This is a genomic window from Streptomyces sp. SudanB25_2051 (assembly GCF_964272635.1).
GTDB lineage: Bacteria > Actinomycetota > Actinomycetes > Streptomycetales > Streptomycetaceae > Streptomyces.
Window position 1 is genome coordinate 5026281 of the sequence record NZ_OZ186787.1, and the last position, 15436, is coordinate 5041716.

Here is a 15436-nt window from a genome sequence, read left to right on the forward strand (position 1 = left end):
CGGGGGCTGGGCATCGCCTATGCTTGTGGCTGCTTCGAGGGGGTCCGGGAGGGCCTCGCGAGGCTATTCAGTCGTGCTGTGAAGGAGGCTTGGGACCATGCACTGCCCCTTCTGCAGGCACCCCGACAGCCGTGTCGTCGACAGTCGCACCACCGACGACGGGACGTCCATCCGACGCCGCCGCCAGTGCCCCGACTGCTCCCGCCGTTTCACCACGGTGGAGACCTGCTCGCTGATGGTCGTGAAGCGGAGCGGGGTGACCGAGCCCTTCAGCCGGACCAAGGTCATCAACGGCGTGCGCAAGGCCTGCCAGGGACGCCCCGTCACCGAGGACGCCCTCGCGCAGCTCGGCCAGCGGGTCGAGGAGGCCGTCCGGGCGACCGGCAGCGCCGAGCTCACCACGCACGACGTCGGCCTCGCCATACTCGGCCCGCTGCGGGAGCTCGACCTGGTCGCGTACCTGCGCTTCGCGTCCGTGTACCGCGCGTTCGACACGCTGGAAGACTTCGAGGCCGCCATCGCGGAGCTGCGCGAGCGGCGGCCCGCGGAGGAGGGCGGCACCGGCGCGACCCCCGCGGTCCCGGTGCCCGCGGCCTCCGCCGACTGAGCGGCCGGCCGGACCCGGCGTCCGGCGACCGGCCGCGGAGCGGCCAATCGACCTGTCACGGGTGCTGTTCGCAGTGCTCACGACAACAGACGGAAACCGTGCCTTGGGAAGATCTGGGCACATCAGGGCGTTTTTGCCCGTATATGGGAGGCGGCATGACAGAGACGACGAGCGGCCCGGCACGAGGCTCCCGCGCCAAGGGGTCCAACAAGGCGGGCAAGGGCCTGCGCATCGAGCGGATCCACACGACCCCCGGCGTGCACCCGTACGACGAGGTCGTCTGGGAGCGCCGTGACGTCGTCATGACCAACTGGCGCGACGGCTCGGTCAACTTCGAGCAGCGTGGCGTCGAGTTCCCCGACTTCTGGTCGGTGAACGCGGTCAACATCGTCACCAGCAAGTACTTCCGGGGTGCCGTCGGCACGCCGCAGCGCGAGACGAGCCTGAAGCAGCTCATCGACCGCATCGTGAAGACCTACCGCAAGGCCGGCGAGGAGTACGGCTACTTCTCGTCGCCCGCCGACGCGGAGATCTTCGAGCACGAGCTCGCCTACGCCCTCCTCCACCAGATCTTCAGCTTCAACTCGCCGGTGTGGTTCAACGTCGGCACGCCGCAGCCCCAGCAGGTCTCCGCCTGCTTCATCCTGTCCGTCGACGACTCCATGGAGTCGATCCTCGACTGGTACAAGGAAGAGGGCATGATCTTCAAGGGCGGCTCCGGCGCCGGCCTGAACCTCTCCCGCATCCGCTCCTCCAAGGAGCTGCTGTCCTCCGGCGGCAACGCCTCCGGCCCGGTCTCCTTCATGCGCGGCGCCGACGCCTCCGCCGGCACCATCAAGTCCGGCGGCGCCACCCGCCGCGCCGCCAAGATGGTCATCCTCGACGTCGACCACCCCGACATCGAGGACTTCATCGAGACCAAGGTGAAGGAGGAGGAGAAGATCCGCGCCCTGCGCGACGCGGGCTTCGACATGGACCTGGGCGGCGACGACATCACGTCCGTCCAGTACCAGAACGCCAACAACTCCGTCCGCGTGAACGACGAGTTCATGAGGGCCGTGGAGTCCGGCGGCAAGTTCGGCCTGCGCGCCCGGATGACCGGCGAGGTCATCGAGGAGGTCGACGCCAAGGCGCTCTTCCGCAAGATGGCCGAGGCCGCCTGGGCCTGCGCCGACCCGGGCATCCAGTACGACGACACGATCAACCACTGGCACACCTGCCCCGAGTCCGGCCGCATCAACGGCTCGAACCCGTGCAGCGAGTACATGCACCTGGACAACACGTCCTGCAACCTCGCCTCGCTGAACCTGATGAAGTTCCTGAAGGACGACGGCAAGGGCAACCAGTCCTTCGAGATCGAGCGCTTCGCGAAGGTCGTCGAGCTGGTCATCACGGCGATGGACATCTCCATCTGCTTCGCCGACTTCCCGACCGAGAAGATCGGCGAGAACACCCGCGCCTTCCGCCAGCTGGGCATCGGCTACGCCAACCTCGGCGCCCTGCTGATGGCGACCGGCCACGCGTACGACTCCGACGGCGGCCGCGCCCTGGCCGGCGCCATCACCTCGCTGATGACCGGCACCTCGTACCGCCGCTCCGCCGAGCTGGCCGCCGTCGTCGGCCCGTACGACGGCTACGCCCGCAACGCCGAGGCGCACAAGCGCGTCATGAAGCAGCACGCCGACGCCAACTCCGAGGCCGTCCGTATGGACGACCTGGACACGCCGATCTGGGCCGCCGCCACGGAGGCCTGGCAGGACGTGCTCCGCCTCGGCGAGAAGAACGGCTTCCGCAACTCCCAGGCGTCCGTCATCGCCCCGACCGGCACCATCGGTCTCGCGATGTCCTGCGACACCACCGGCCTCGAGCCCGACCTCGCCCTGGTCAAGTTCAAGAAGCTGGTCGGCGGCGGCTCCATGCAGATCGTCAACGGCACGGTCCCGCAGGCCCTGCGCCGCCTGGGCTACCAGGAGGAGCAGATCGAGGCGATCGTCGCCCACATCGCCGAGCACGGCAATGTGATCGACGCGCCGGGCCTCAAGCAGGAGCACTACGAGGTCTTCGACTGCGCCATGGGCGAGCGGGCCATCTCCCCGATGGGCCACGTCCGGATGATGGCCGCGATCCAGCCGTGGATCTCCGGCGCGCTCTCCAAGACGGTCAACATGCCGGAGACGGCGACCGTCGAGGAGGTCGAGGAGATCTACTTCGAGGCGTGGAAGATGGGCGTCAAGGCGCTCGCGATCTACCGCGACAACTGCAAGGTCGGCCAGCCGCTCTCCGCCAAGAAGAAGGAGGAGGAGAAGAAGGCCGAGGTCGTCGAGCCCGCCAAGGTCGAGAAGGTCGTCGAGTACCGCCCGGTCCGCAAGCGCCTCCCGAAGGGACGTCCCGGCATCACCACCTCCTTCACGGTCGGCGGCGCCGAGGGCTACATGACGGCCAACTCCTACCCCGACGACGGTCTGGGCGAGGTCTTCCTGAAGATGTCCAAGCAGGGCTCGACCCTCGCGGGCATGATGGACGCCTTCTCCATCGCCGTCTCGGTCGGCCTGCAGTACGGCGTGCCGCTGGAGACGTACGTCTCGAAGTTCACGAACATGCGCTTCGAGCCGGCCGGTATGACGGACGACCCGGACGTGCGGATGGCGCAGTCGATCGTCGACTACATCTTCCGCCGCCTGGCGCTGGACTTCCTGCCGTTCGAGACCCGCTCGGCGCTCGGCATCCACTCCGCCGAGGAGCGCCAGCGCCACCTGGAGACCGGTTCGTACGAGCCGGCCGACGACGAGGTGGACGTCGAGGGCCTGGCCCAGTCCGCCCCGCGCCAGCAGGAGGCCCCGAAGGCCGCCCCCGCCCCCAAGGCGGAGGCCCCGGCGGCCGTCCCGGCCCCGAAGCAGGCGCACACGTCCGCCGAGCTGGTGGAGATGCAGCTGGGCATCCAGGCCGACGCCCCGCTGTGCTTCTCGTGCGGCACGAAGATGCAGCGCGCCGGCTCCTGCTACATCTGCGAGGGCTGCGGCTCGACCAGCGGCTGCAGCTGATACCGGGCCCGGCGGTCGCCGCGGGCGGTGGCCCGTAGGGCCGGCTGACCGGCAGCACGCGAAGGGGACCGACCATCCTTGGCCGGTCCCCTTCGGCGTACCGCTGACCTGCGTGCGGGACCGGCCCCGCCGCTCCGGACGGCCGGCCTGCTGTCCCACCGCTGCGCCCGGGGGCGGCACACGCACCGGAGGCCGCCGACGGTGCCGGGCCTTACCGGGGCGCCCCCATCAGCCGGGTGAAGGCGTCCGGGTCGGAGTCGAAGCCGCGTACCGCGGGCTTGTACGTCCAGGTGTTCGGCCCCTCGCGGGTGAACTCCACGACCGTCGCGGACGTGGCGTCCCGTACGGCGCCGAAGTCGTCGCGGAACAGCTCGTCGTACCCCTCCTTGACGATCACGCCGGTGTTCGCCACGTCGCCGAAGGTGACCCGTCCGGCGCCCTGCTGGATGGCGACGCCCACCACTACGCGCGCGTAGGCGGGCGCGAGCCGGTTGAGCTCCAGCGTCATGGACTCGTCGATGCCGAAGCCCTGCCCCGTACGGCTGTCCCGGTTCAGCGTGATCGTGCCGTCCGGGGAGCGGCTGTCGAAGTGGACCAGGTATGCCGGTTCGCCGGTCGGAGCGTCCGCGCCGTAGACCGCGGCGATGATGTCGAGGTCGTGGACCGGGCCGCTGCTGCTCGGGTCCCACTTGAGGGCCACCTCGACCTTGGCCACGCCCTTGTTGAGACTGCTCACTGCTTCCCCCTCTCCGGGTGCGGTCCAGCGGAGGGGCCAAGTCCCCTTCGCTGCGAACCCGTTGTCCATGGTGTCACGGAGCGTCAGTGACGAACGCCTCATAGGCCGGTTCCCGGCGCCGTACGATGGCGCGGTGCTGGTCAAGTGGATTCGCTGCACCGTGGTGGACCGTCGCGGGTTCGAACGGGGGCAGCGGAAATGGGCGGGGCTGCCGGGGGAGCCCGGCTTCCGGGGACAGGGCGGCGGTTGGAGCCGGCTGCGCCCCGGCGTGGCCCATGTCTTCTCCTTCTGGGAGAGCCGCCCCTTCTACGACTCCTTCATGGCGCGCTCCCACGACCGGCTCGCCGCCGCGCAGTCCGGCACCTTCAAGGACGCGCAGGTGAAGCTGTTCGACTACCGCTTCGACGTGAAGACCGGCTTCGAGCCGCGCTTCACGGACGCCGATGTCGTACGGGTCGCCCACAGCCGCATCCGCGAGGACCGGGTCGAGCACTACGCCCTGATGCAGGAGAAGGTCTGGAACCCGGCCATGGCCGGATCGCCCGGCATGCTGCGGGGCATGTTCGGCGAGGCCCCCGGCAACGAGTTCCTGGTCCTGTCCATGTGGCAGTCGGCGGCCGAGCACGGCAAGTACCGCGCCGAGCGGGTGGAGCGGCTCGCGCTGCGCGCCCAACTGGCCGTGGACGTCGTCGCCCTGACCGGGGACGTCGTGGACCTCGAGGCGGCCTGGACGGTGTGACACGGCGGCGGGCGGCGCCGCCGGCGGCACGGGCCTTGCCGGTCGTCGTCCCGGCGCGGGGTGGCTCGTGGCCTGCCGCCCGGTGCCCGGCCCGTGGCGGTCGGCCGGGTGGTCAGTCCCGCGCGGCCGGTGCGCTCGCGCGGACCGCCCGGTCCGAGCCCGTCCGGGGCGTGAAGGCCCCCGCCCGTACCGCCGCGATCGTCGCCGCGGCCGCCTGGTCGGCCAGCGCCGTGTCCACGTGCTCCCGCGTCACGAACAGCCGGAGGAACAGCGGGGCCGAGACGGCGCGTACGACGGCGCCCGCGTCCGTACCGGCCGGGGCCTCGCCCCGCTCCACCGCCCGCTCGACCACGGCCTCGCAGCGCGCGAACCGCTCCGCGTAGAAGGCCCGCAACGCGTCGGCCGCGCGCTCGGACTGGAACGCCGCCGCGATGAACGCCGTCGGCGCGGCCGCCGCCGCCGGGTCGGCGAACGAGTCGCACACCTCCCGCGCGAGCGCCCGCAGGTCGCCCTCCAGGCCGCCGGTGTCCGGGGGTGTCCAGGAGTCCTCGCCCGCCAGGTCGAGGGCGTCCGCGACCAGCTCCTCGACCCCTCCCCACCTGCGGTACAGCGTCGTCTTGTGCACGCCCGACCGCTCGGCCACGTACTCCACGGTGAGACCGGGATAGCCGTGCTCGGCCAGCCCCGTCAGCACCGCGTCGCGGACGGCCGCGCGGGTCCTGGCCGTCCGGCCGCCCGGGCGGCGGGTTCCCGGGCGGCCGACATCGGAGCGCTCGGTCTCGGGCCGGTGGTTCGCCCGGTCCTCTTCGTCAGCCAATTGCTACTCCTGTTGCGTTAGATGGAACGAGTGTGCCACACTCTCCATAACGCCACTGAAGTTGCGTTTAGTGGTGCTCGTTCCCGCTGCCGCGCGACCGGAGGTGCCCTTGCCCACACAGATCTCCCTGCACCACGTGACCAAGTCCCGAGGTGAGCGGCTGCTGCTCGATGACGTGTCCCTCACGGTGCGCCCCGGTGAGCGGATCGGCATCGTGGGGGAGAACGGCGCGGGCAAGTCGACGCTGCTGCACCTCCTGGCCGGCACGGAGACCCCCGACGAGGGGGAGGTGATCACGCTCGCCGAGGGCGGCGCCGGTCTCCTCACCCAGACGCCGCAGCTGCCGCCGGACCGCACGGTCGGTGAGGCCGTCGACGCCGCCCTGCACGAGCTGCGCGCCATGGAGCGGCGACTGCGCGACCTCGAAGCCGCCCTGGGCGGTGCCGACGAAGCGACCCTCACCGCGTACGGCGAGCTGCTCACCGCGTACGAACTGCGCGGCGGCTACGAGGCGGATGCCAGGGTCGACAAGGCCCTGCACGGCCTGGGCCTCGCCGGGACAGGCCGGGACCGGCTCCTCGGCAGCCTCTCCGGCGGCGAACAGGCCCGCCTCGGCCTCGCCTGCCTCATCGCCGCCGCCCCCGAGGTGATGCTGCTGGACGAGCCCACCAACCACCTGGACGAGACGGCCCTCGACTGGCTGGAGGACGCCCTCCTCGCCCACCGCGGCACGGTCGTCGCCGTCTCCCACGACCGCGTGTTCCTGGAGCGCGTCGCCACCACCGTGCTCGACGTGGACGCGGACCGCCACACCGTCGTGCGCTACGGCAACGGCTACGCCGGCTACCGCGAGGAGCGCGCCGCCGCCCGCCGCCGATGGGAGCAGTCCTACGCCGACTGGTGCGACGAGACCGCCCGGCTGGAGGCGTATGCCGCCACCACCGCCCACGGTGTCGCCGCGGGCCGCGGCATCAAGGACAACAACAAGATGGCCTACGACCGGGCGGCCGGACGGGTCCAGGCGTCGGTCTCCGGGCGCGTCCGCGCCGCGCGCGAGCGGCTGCGCCGCCTCCACGAGGACCCGGTGCCGCCGCCCCCGCGCCCCCTCGCGTTCTCCGCCCGGCCCATCGCAGGCACGGCCGACGGTGACCTGGTGACCCTCTCGGACGTGCGCGTGGGCGACCGCCTCGCCGTCGAGCGGCTCACCGTCGCGGCGGGGGAGAGGCTGCTCGTCCACGGCGGCAACGGCGCGGGCAAGTCCACACTCCTGCGCGTCATGGCCGGACAGCTCACCCCGGACACCGGCACCGTCACCCGGCGCGGCCGCATCGGGTACCTCGCCCAGGAGATACCCGTCGGCCGCCCGGCGGAGCGGCTGCTCACCGCCTTCGGCCGAGGCCTCACCGGAACGGACGACGAGAAGGAGGAACTCCTGCTGTCATACGGGCTGTTCCGCCCCAGGGAGCTCCACACGCCCGTGGGCTCCCTCTCCGCCGGGCAGCGCCGCCGGCTTGCGCTCGCCCGGCTCCTGGCCCGCCCCGCCGACCTGCTGCTGCTCGACGAACCGGCCAACCACCTCGCCCTCGGCCTGGTGGAAGAACTGGACGAGGCCCTCGACCACTGGACCGGCGCCCTCGTCGTCGTCTCCCACGACCGGCTGCTCCGCCGCCGGTTCACCGGCCGCGTCCAGCGACTGGAGGCCGGACGCCTCGCAAACTGAGCCCGGACGCCTCGCCCGCCGAGCCCGGACGCCTCGCAAGCTGAACCCGGACGGGAGAGACGTCACCGGATAGAGTGGCAGGGCGATGACCGCTGACCTCTCTCCCGACCGGCGCTTCGAACGCGCTCTCGCCAGTCTCCGCGGACTGGCCGTGGGGGACGCCCTGGGCTCCCAGTTCTTCGTCCCCGCCAACTACCCCCTCCTGAAGCGGCGCGAGCTGCCGCCCGACCCCTGGCAGTGGACCGACGACACCGAGATGGCCTGCTCCGTCGTGGCCGTCCTCGCCGACCACGGCCGCATCGACCAGGACGCGCTCGCCCACTCCTTCGCCGTCCACCACGACTTCGACCGCGGCTACGGCCCGGCCGTCAACCGCATGCTCCGCCTCGTCCGGGAAGGCGGAGACTGGCGGGAACTCGCCGCAGGACTGTTCCAGGGCCAAGGCTCCTGGGGCAACGGCGCGGCCATGCGGATCGCCCCCCTCGGCGCCTGGTACGCCGACGACCCCGAGCAGGCCACCCACCAGGCGGAGATCTCCTCCTACACCACCCACCAGCACCGCGAAGCGGTCGTCGGCTGCATGGCGGTCGCGGCCGCCGCCGCCCTCGCCGCGGCACCCCAGGGACCCCCCAAGGCCACCGACTTCCTCGACGCCGTCATCGCCCTCGTACCGCGCAGCGCCGTCGGCGCCGGCCTGCGGCGCGCCCGCGACATGCTGGACTACGACGACACCCAGACCGTCGCCGCGGTCCTCGGCTGCGGGCGGCGGACCACGGCCCATGACACGGTGCCGTTCGCCCTGTGGTCCGCGGCCCGCGCCCTCGGCGACTACGAACGCGCCTTCTGGACGACCGCGCAGGCCGGCGGCGACGTCGACACCACCTGCGCCATCGTCGGCGGTGTGGTCGCCGCCACACCCGCCGGCGCCCCGCCCGCCGACTGGGTGGCCCGCACCGAGGACTTCCCCGACTGGATGCCGGCCGGCCCCGCCCGCTGAGGCTTGCCCACCCCCGTGCCCGCGCTCGCCCACGAACGGTCCCCGCGCAGGTCAGAGGGCTGGCCGACGGCCGCATCGGCGTACCTATGATGGTGTCGGGAACGCGGTGGCGACTGCCGCCCCGCCACCGCCGCGGCCTTCCGCACCCCGGTCCGCCGACCCCGCTCGGAGCGGCGGAAGGCACGGGATGCCAATCCGGGTGTCGCGGGAGGGGACGGGCGGCGTAACCTGTCAGGCGCCATGCCGTACGAACCACCCACACACACCGTCGAGCGCTCGATCCGGGCGACAACCGGCGCCAAGGTCATCGCCGGAGTCGACGAAGTCGGACGCGGGGCGTGGGCAGGGCCCGTCACGGTGTGCGCCGCCATCACCGGACTGCGCCGGCCCCCCGCCGGGCTCACCGATTCCAAGCTCCTCACCCCCAAGCGCCGCGCCGAGCTCGCCGTGGAGCTGGAGCAGTGGGTCACGGCCCACGCGCTCGGGCACGCCTCACCGGAGGAGATCGACGAGCTCGGCATGACGGCCGCGCTCCGGCTGGCCGCCGTCAGGGCGCTGGACGCGCTGCCGGTGCGCCCCGACGCGGTCATCCTCGACGGCAAGCACGACTACCTCGGCGACCCCTGGCAGGTCCGCACGGTGATCAAGGGCGACCAGTCCTGCGTCGCCGTGGCGGCCGCATCGGTGATCGCCAAGGTGCGGCGGGACGCCATGATGGCCGAACTGGAGTCGCAGTACGACACATATGCGCCCTTCGGGTTCGCGGCCAACGCCGGCTACCCGTCGCCCGTGCACAAGGCCGCGCTCGCCGAGCTCGGCCCCACCCCGCACCACCGCATGACCTGGGCGTACCTGGACGCGCTGCCCCGGTGGCGGCACCTGAAGAAGGTCCGTGTCTCCGCGGAGGCGGCCGCACTGGAAAGCGGGGGCCAGCTCGGCTTCGACTTCTGACCCACCGCCAGACGGCCCGCAACGACGGGCTGTCGCATATGAGCCACCCGCCGATGCCACTCGCACCGGCGTTTGATAAACATCCGATTATGCCTCTCACCCCCGAGGAGCCTCAGATTCACGAGAGTGCCCAGGGTCCCCGCGCCACGCCGGCCGCCAGCCGTCCCGCGCCGACCCCCCGACCCGTACCCGGCCCGCGCACCGCGGCCTCGCCCCGCCCCGGCCGTCCGGGTCCCGGCCCGGCCAGGCCCACGCCTGCGGCGCCGCGCCCGCAGGCCTCCGGCACCCAGCAGGCGGCCCGGCCGGAGAACCGTTCCGGGCAGTCCCGGAACGAACCGCAGATCCAGCTGATCCCGGCCCCGCTGGACGGCGCGCTCGACGCCGCCGAGGAGGCCGTCGACCTGCTGCTGGAGACCGGCCGCGCACCCGGCGACATCCTGGTGCTCACCACCGGCGAGCAGCACCCGTGGGCGGCGCACGAGCTGTCGTTCGGCGAGGCGTCGTACTGGGCGCAGCACGACGCCCGCGACGACGTGTTCTTCGCCGACGCGTCGGCTCTGGACCGCGCCTCGGCCCGGCCCGTGGTCGTCGTCGCGGTCAACGGCGGCGACGACGCCACCACCGCCCGGGCGCTGCCCGCCGCGTTGAGCCGCGCCGGCGCACTGCTCATCGTGTGCGGCGAGCCGAAGCGGATCAACGCCGCGCTCGGCACCGCGTTCTGACGCAGGCTCGTGGCCGTGCCGGGCGGCATTCCCGCCCGGCACGGTACGAGCCTCCGCCGATCGCGCGGCCGACCCGCTGGTTCCGCACCAGGAGTTCCGCCCGCGGGACACACGACCGGACTGTCGGTCGCGGTTCCGGCCCGTTGGTCCGGTACTGGTCCGTCGGTCCGGTGCTGGAGCGCCGACACCAGGTCCGGCCTGCCGGTTGTGATGCCGGACCGCCGGGCGCCGGCCGCGGTGCCGGTCCCCCGTAGTGACCCGGGACCGCTGGCCTGCGAGCTGCGGTGCCGGGACCACCGGCCTGCGGGAGGCGGTGCCGGAAGCGCCGGTCCGCGTGTGCCGCAGGCCGGTTCGGAGCGGCGGGAGCGTCGGCCGGTTCAGCGGGCCGCCGTGCGCCGCAGGACCTCGGCGGCGCCGCCGGCCCGGCGCAGCGTGTGCGGGGCGTCGTCCGCGCCGGCCTCCGACAGGTCGGTCGGCGGTGACGACGCGTGTGGGCTGCGACCTCCGCGGCCCTCACCCATCACCTGCCAGCCGTCACCGGTCAGGGTGATGTAGGCCCCGCAACGCAATCCGTGGAGCGTGCAGGCGTCGCGCAGGCCCCACATCCACGCCCCGTCCTCCTCCGTCCAGCGCGCGTCGCCCTCGCGGCAGAACAGCAGGACGGCCGTACGCGCCGGGGTGCGGCGCCGCAGATCGTGCGGGATCACCCGACGCAGGTGCGCCAGCAGCGCATTGCGGAAGTCCCAGCCGTCCGCGGGAATCGGCCTCGGGGTGAACGACGCGCTCGCGATGAGCCGTTCCTCGTGGTCGAGGACGGCGACCACCGCGGTCGCGGGCCTCGGCAGATGGCGGGCGTGCAGCCCGGTGACGACGTCACGCGGGTTGCGCAGCAAGGGAATTCCGGCCGCCGCCCACTCGGCGGGCTCGAGCATACGGGCGAGACGGCTGGCGGAACCGGTAGGCGAGGCGAACGAGCCGGCTGCGGACGGAGCGAATCCGAAGGTCACGGTCCTCCCTTCGCATACGCGCCCACGTCAGCGGGCAGGGGTCGGGTGAGGGCCCGCCGCGACACAGCCCTCCGGACCGCGAACGGACCGTGCGGGGCGGAATCCAATTCTTGCTGGCCACACGGGCGGGCGGCAACGAGCAATTGCGGCCCCTGACGGGAATGGGCTGTTATGACACCCAATTCCCGGCCGGAACAATTCCCTTCGCCGGCCGCGATCACCCCGCCACCGCGAGGACCAGCGGAAACACCCCGGTCGCTCCGGCCCTGCGAAGCAGCCGCGCCGCCATCGCCAGCGTCCAGCCGCTGTCGGAGAAGTCGTCCACCAGTAGCACCGGCCCGTCCACCGACGACAGCCGATCTGCCAGATCGGCCGGAACCTCCAACGCCCTGTGCAGACCGTGCACCCGCTGCGCGCTGTTGGTGCGGGAGATGCGGACGTCCGCCGCCTCCGGCGCGTAGCCGACGGAGCCCAGCAGCGGCATCCTGCCCACCTCGGCGATCCGCTCGCCCAGCGAACCGACCAGCCGCGGCCGCGTCCGCGACTCCACCGTGACCACGCCCACCGGCCGGGGCGGCGCGTCCGGGCCGCCCGCCGCCCAGCCTCCCGGGCCCTTCGCCCAGTCGGCCAGGACCCGCACGACCGCGTCCACGACGTCGTCCGGCACCGGCCCGTCCGGCGCGCCCTCCGCCAGCATCGGCCGCAGCCGGTTGCCCCAGCCGATGTCCGACAGGCGCCCCAGCGCGCGACCCGTGAACGACTGCTCGCCAGCCGGGATGCGGCCCTTCAGGTCGACACCGACCGCGGGCAGCCCCGTCGGCCACATCCGGCGCGGCTCCACCTCCACACCCGGCCTGCTCAGCTCGCCCCGCGCCGCGTCCAGCGTGGTCGCCGACACCTTGGCGTCGAAACGCGGCCCCGCGCAGTTGTCGCACCGGCCGCACGGCGCCGCTTCCTCGTCGTCCAGCTGCCGCCGCAGGAACTCCATCCGGCAGCCGTCCGTCGCCACGTAGTCCCGCATGGCCTGCTGCTCCGCGGCCCGCTGCCGCGCCACCCAGGCGTACCGCTCCGTGTCGTACGTCCACGGGCGGCCCGTACTCGTCCAGCCGCCCTTCACCCGGCGCACCGCACCGTCCACGTCGAGGACCTTGAGCATGGTCTCCAGCCGTGTGCGCCGCAGCTCGACCAGCGGCTCCAGCGCGGGCAGCGACAAGGGGCGGTCCGCCCGCGCCAGCACGTCCAGCGTGCGCCGCACCTGTTCCTCCGGGGGGAACGCCACCGAGGCGAAGTACTGCCAGATCGCCTCGTCCTCCTTGCCCGGCAGCAGCAGCACCTCGGCGCTCTCCACGCCGCGGCCGGCGCGCCCGACCTGCTGGTAGTAGGCGATGGGCGAGGAGGGCGAGCCCAGATGCACCACGAAGCCGAGGTCCGGCTTGTCGAAGCCCATGCCGAGCGCCGACGTCGCGACCAGCGCCTTGACGCGGTTGGCCAGCAGGTCCTCCTCGGCCTGCTGCCGGTCGGCGTTCTCCGTGCGACCCGTGTAGGAGGCGACGGCGTAGCCGCACTGCCGCAGATGGGCGGCGACCTCCTCGGCGGCGGCGACCGTGAGCGTGTACACGATGCCCGATCCCGGCAGCTCGCCGAGATGATCCGCCAGCCAGGCCAGCCGGTGCGCCGCGTCCGGCAGCCGTACGACCCCGAGGCGCAGGCTCTCCCGGTCGAGGGGACCGCGCAGCACCAGGGCGTCGGACTCCGCGCCCGTGCCGAGCTGCTCGGCCACGTCGGCCGTGACCCGGGCATTGGCCGTCGCCGTCGTCGCGAGCACCGGAACACCGGGCGCCAGCTCGGCGAGCATCGTGCGCAGACGCCGGTAGTCAGGGCGGAAGTCGTGGCCCCAGTCGGAGATGCAGTGCGCCTCGTCCACGACGAGCAGGCCCGTCGCCGCGGCCAGGGCGGGCAGCACCTGATCGCGGAAATCCGGATTGTTCAGCCGCTCCGGTGACACCAGAAGCACATCCACGGCACCGTCCGCGATCTCCCTCTGGACGTCCTGCCACTCCTCGGTGTTGGAGGAATTGATCGTCCGGGCGTGGATACCGGCCCGGGCGGCGGCCTCCACCTGGTTGCGCATGAGGGCGAGAAGCGGCGACACGATCACCGTGGGCCCGCCGCCCCGAGCCCTCAGCAGGGCCGTGGCCACGAAGTACACGGCCGACTTGCCCCACCCGGTCCGCTGCACGACCAGCGCACGTCTCCGGTGCGCGACCAGCGCCTCGATGGCCCGCCACTGGTCCTCGCGCAGCCGTGCCGTGCCGGTGGTGTCACCGACGAGGCGGGCCAGCACGGCGTCCGCGGCGGCACGCAGGTCTTGGTCGTTCGTGAGCTCCATGCCTCACATGGAACAGCACGGCACCGACAACGGGCGAACGGTGGACCCGGGCCTGTGGACAAAGTTATCCACAGGGGTCGACGGATCGTGGGGTGAACGAGACCGTCGAGCCATGAACGCACACCACGACCACACCGGTCGCCACCGCTCCCCGTCCGGCGCCGAGCTGCCCGCCACCACCACCGGCTTCACCGAGGAGCCGAAGATCACGCTGCGCGGGCCGGCGGAACTGGCCGAGGCCCTTCCGTATCTGCTCGGCTTCCACCCGACCGACTCCGTGGTCATGGTCGCCCTGCACGGCGAGGAGCACGGCCGCTTCGGCGGAAGGCTGCGGCTCGGCATTCCCTCCTCGCCCCGCGACTGGGCGCCCACCGCCGAGCGGCTCGCCGAATGCCTCGTCGAGGGGTGCGAGCGGCGCGGCTCCCGACCGGACGGCATCGTCGTCTTCCTCTGCCAGGACCCCGCCGAAGGGGAGAGCCCCCGCCGCGTCATGGAGCGGCTGCGGCCCTTCGCGCAGAAGCTCCGCACGGCGTGCGGCGCCCTCGACGTCCCCGTGTACGAGGCGCTGTGCCTCTCCGACGGCCGGTTCTGGTCCTACCTCTGCCCCGACAGCGACTGCTGCCCGCCCGACGGCACCGCGCTCACCCCGACCGGCACCTCCGTCATGGCGGCCGCCGCCGCGTACGCGGGCATCCACGTCCGCGGTTCGCTGCGCGACATGGAGGCCCGGCTCAGGCCGCGCACCGCCCGCGCCATGGTCGCCGCCCAGGAGCGCGCCCTGGACTCGGCGAGCGCCGCCCTCGTCCGCCGCATCCTCGACACGACGGAACGCCGAGGCGTCCGCGACGACATGATCCGCCTGGCGCAGCGGCTCATCGACCGGCTCGCGGACCATCCGCCGCTGGCCGAGCCGGAGACCTCGGACGCCAGGGACGACGCGCTGATCACCCACGAGGAGGCCGCCGAACTGATCGTCGGGCTGCAGGACCGCCGCACCCGCGACCGCGCCGCCGAATGGATGGAGGGCCGCGAGGCCGACCTCGCGCTGCGCCTGTGGCGCGCCCTGTCCCGCCGCTGCGTCGGCATCTACGGCGAACACGCCGCCGCGCCTCTCAGCCTCGCCGGCTGGGTCGCCTGGTCGACGGCCGACGAGCCCGGCGCCCGCGTCGCCCTCGGCCTGGCCCTCGAAGCCGACCCCGAGTACGTCTTCGCCCGGCTGCTGCACCAGGCGTGCAACGAGCAGCTGGACCCGGAAACGCTCCGCGAATGCCTGCGCGGCGAGCGCGAGGCCCGGACGCAGGCCGACGTGCGCCGCGCCACGGGCAGCCGGACGGCGGCGCGTGCGGGCGCCCGGGCGGTACGACGAGGGCTGCGCGCCCGCGTCGGCAGGCCCGGCACCACCCAGGGCGGCCGCTCCACGGGTCCGGGCAGCAGCGAGGCCAGCCCCTCCACGGGTCCCGGCACCACCCGGCGCCGGCCCGTCACAAGGCCCGCCCCTAGCCGGCGCGGGCCCGCCACGGGGCCCGGCACCACCCGGTCCACTGACGCGGTCGGGGCGAGCGGGGAACGGCGTGCGGCCCGCCCCACGTCGGGGGGAACGCCCGGCGGCGCACCCGGCGACGGCCCCTCCACGCCGGGAGGCGCGGAGACGAGCGGTCAGGGGAGCTCGCGGTGACGGCCGTGACCCCCGCCCCGGTACGGCCGTTCACG

General features: G+C 73.1%; 12 protein-coding genes. 8 read left to right on the top strand and 4 right to left on the bottom strand.

Translation table 11 applies throughout. The features are described from left to right. Nucleotides 1-97 precede the first annotated feature (97 nt). Nucleotides 98-607, top strand: coding sequence for a transcriptional regulator NrdR (nrdR, locus tag ACSUPT_RS22585; protein ID WP_351965045.1), 510 nt, complete (start codon nucleotides 98-100; stop codon nucleotides 605-607). 155 nt (nucleotides 608-762) lie between these two features. Further along, nucleotides 763-3648 (top strand): vitamin B12-dependent ribonucleotide reductase, encoded by a 2886-nt coding sequence (locus ACSUPT_RS22590; RefSeq protein WP_351965044.1) that lies wholly within the window; start codon nucleotides 763-765, stop codon nucleotides 3646-3648. 211 nt (nucleotides 3649-3859) lie between these two features. On the opposite strand, the gene ACSUPT_RS22595 is transcribed toward ACSUPT_RS22590, so the two are convergent. Then, nucleotides 3860-4384 (bottom strand): TerD family protein, encoded by a 525-nt coding sequence (locus tag ACSUPT_RS22595; protein WP_351965043.1) that lies wholly within the window; start codon nucleotides 4382-4384, stop codon nucleotides 3860-3862. Nucleotides 4385-4517: 133 nt separating this feature from the next. On the opposite strand from ACSUPT_RS22595, the gene ACSUPT_RS22600 reads away from it, so the two are divergent. Beyond that, entirely contained in the window at nucleotides 4518-5123 is a 606-nt protein-coding gene (locus ACSUPT_RS22600) for a YdbC family protein (protein WP_351965042.1), read from the top strand. 112 nt (nucleotides 5124-5235) lie between these two features. Here ACSUPT_RS22600 and ACSUPT_RS22605 read toward each other — a convergent pair whose 3' ends face one another. Further along, nucleotides 5236-5940, bottom strand: coding sequence for a TetR/AcrR family transcriptional regulator (locus ACSUPT_RS22605; RefSeq protein ID WP_436945380.1), 705 nt, complete (start codon nucleotides 5938-5940; stop codon nucleotides 5236-5238). Nucleotides 5941-6049: 109 nt separating this feature from the next. Here ACSUPT_RS22605 and ACSUPT_RS22610 point away from each other — a divergent pair, with 109 nt between their 5' ends. The 4 genes from ACSUPT_RS22610 (at nucleotide 6050) to ACSUPT_RS22625 (ending at nucleotide 10330) form a co-directional block, all read left to right on the top strand. Then, the gene (locus tag ACSUPT_RS22610) at nucleotides 6050-7660 is read left to right on the top strand and encodes an ABC-F family ATP-binding cassette domain-containing protein (RefSeq protein WP_436945381.1); all 1611 of its coding nucleotides are present in this window, start codon (nucleotides 6050-6052) and stop codon (nucleotides 7658-7660) included. A gap of 85 nt (nucleotides 7661-7745) precedes the next feature. Then, complete coding sequence (locus ACSUPT_RS22615) at nucleotides 7746-8657, top strand: ADP-ribosylglycohydrolase family protein (protein ID WP_361657753.1); 912 nt, start codon at nucleotides 7746-7748, stop codon at nucleotides 8655-8657. Between the two features lie 240 nt (nucleotides 8658-8897). Beyond that, nucleotides 8898-9608 carry a ribonuclease HII gene (locus ACSUPT_RS22620; RefSeq protein ID WP_351965038.1) on the top strand — a complete coding sequence of 237 codons (711 nt, stop codon included), beginning with the start codon at nucleotides 8898-8900 and terminating at the stop codon, nucleotides 9606-9608. A gap of 89 nt (nucleotides 9609-9697) precedes the next feature. Continuing rightward, nucleotides 9698-10330: a hypothetical protein gene (locus tag ACSUPT_RS22625; protein WP_436945382.1), complete on the top strand. Its 633-nt coding sequence runs from the start codon at nucleotides 9698-9700 to the stop codon at nucleotides 10328-10330. A 377-nt stretch (nucleotides 10331-10707) separates the two neighbouring features. Here ACSUPT_RS22625 and ACSUPT_RS22630 read toward each other — a convergent pair whose 3' ends face one another. Next, on the bottom strand, nucleotides 10708-11337 hold the full coding sequence (locus ACSUPT_RS22630; RefSeq protein WP_351965036.1) for a hypothetical protein: 630 nt from the start codon (nucleotides 11335-11337) through the stop codon (nucleotides 10708-10710). A 217-nt stretch (nucleotides 11338-11554) separates the two neighbouring features. Then, entirely contained in the window at nucleotides 11555-13726 is a 2172-nt protein-coding gene (locus ACSUPT_RS22635) for a RecQ family ATP-dependent DNA helicase (protein WP_365724609.1), read from the bottom strand. A gap of 112 nt (nucleotides 13727-13838) precedes the next feature. Here ACSUPT_RS22635 and ACSUPT_RS22640 point away from each other — a divergent pair, with 112 nt between their 5' ends. Then, the gene (locus ACSUPT_RS22640) at nucleotides 13839-15401 is read left to right on the top strand and encodes a DUF4192 domain-containing protein (protein ID WP_436945383.1); all 1563 of its coding nucleotides are present in this window, start codon (nucleotides 13839-13841) and stop codon (nucleotides 15399-15401) included. The last annotated feature ends 35 nt before the right edge of the window (nucleotides 15402-15436 follow it).

What these genes read in the sequence shown, in the direction of transcription:
- nrdR (WP_351965045.1), top strand. Translation starts at nt 98, where the DNA reads ATGCACTGCCCCTTCTGCAGGCACCCCGACAGCCGTGTCGTCGACAGT.
- ACSUPT_RS22590 (WP_351965044.1), top strand. Translation starts at nt 763, where the DNA reads ATGACAGAGACGACGAGCGGCCCGGCACGAGGCTCCCGCGCCAAGGGG.
- ACSUPT_RS22615 (WP_361657753.1), top strand. Translation starts at nt 7,746, where the DNA reads ATGACCGCTGACCTCTCTCCCGACCGGCGCTTCGAACGCGCTCTCGCC.
- ACSUPT_RS22620 (WP_351965038.1), top strand. Translation starts at nt 8,898, where the DNA reads ATGCCGTACGAACCACCCACACACACCGTCGAGCGCTCGATCCGGGCG.
- ACSUPT_RS22625 (WP_436945382.1), top strand. Translation starts at nt 9,698, where the DNA reads ATGCCTCTCACCCCCGAGGAGCCTCAGATTCACGAGAGTGCCCAGGGT.
- ACSUPT_RS22635 (WP_365724609.1), bottom strand. Translation starts at nt 13,726, where the DNA reads ATGGAGCTCACGAACGACCAAGACCTGCGTGCCGCCGCGGACGCCGTG.
- ACSUPT_RS22640 (WP_436945383.1), top strand. Translation starts at nt 13,839, where the DNA reads ATGAACGCACACCACGACCACACCGGTCGCCACCGCTCCCCGTCCGGC.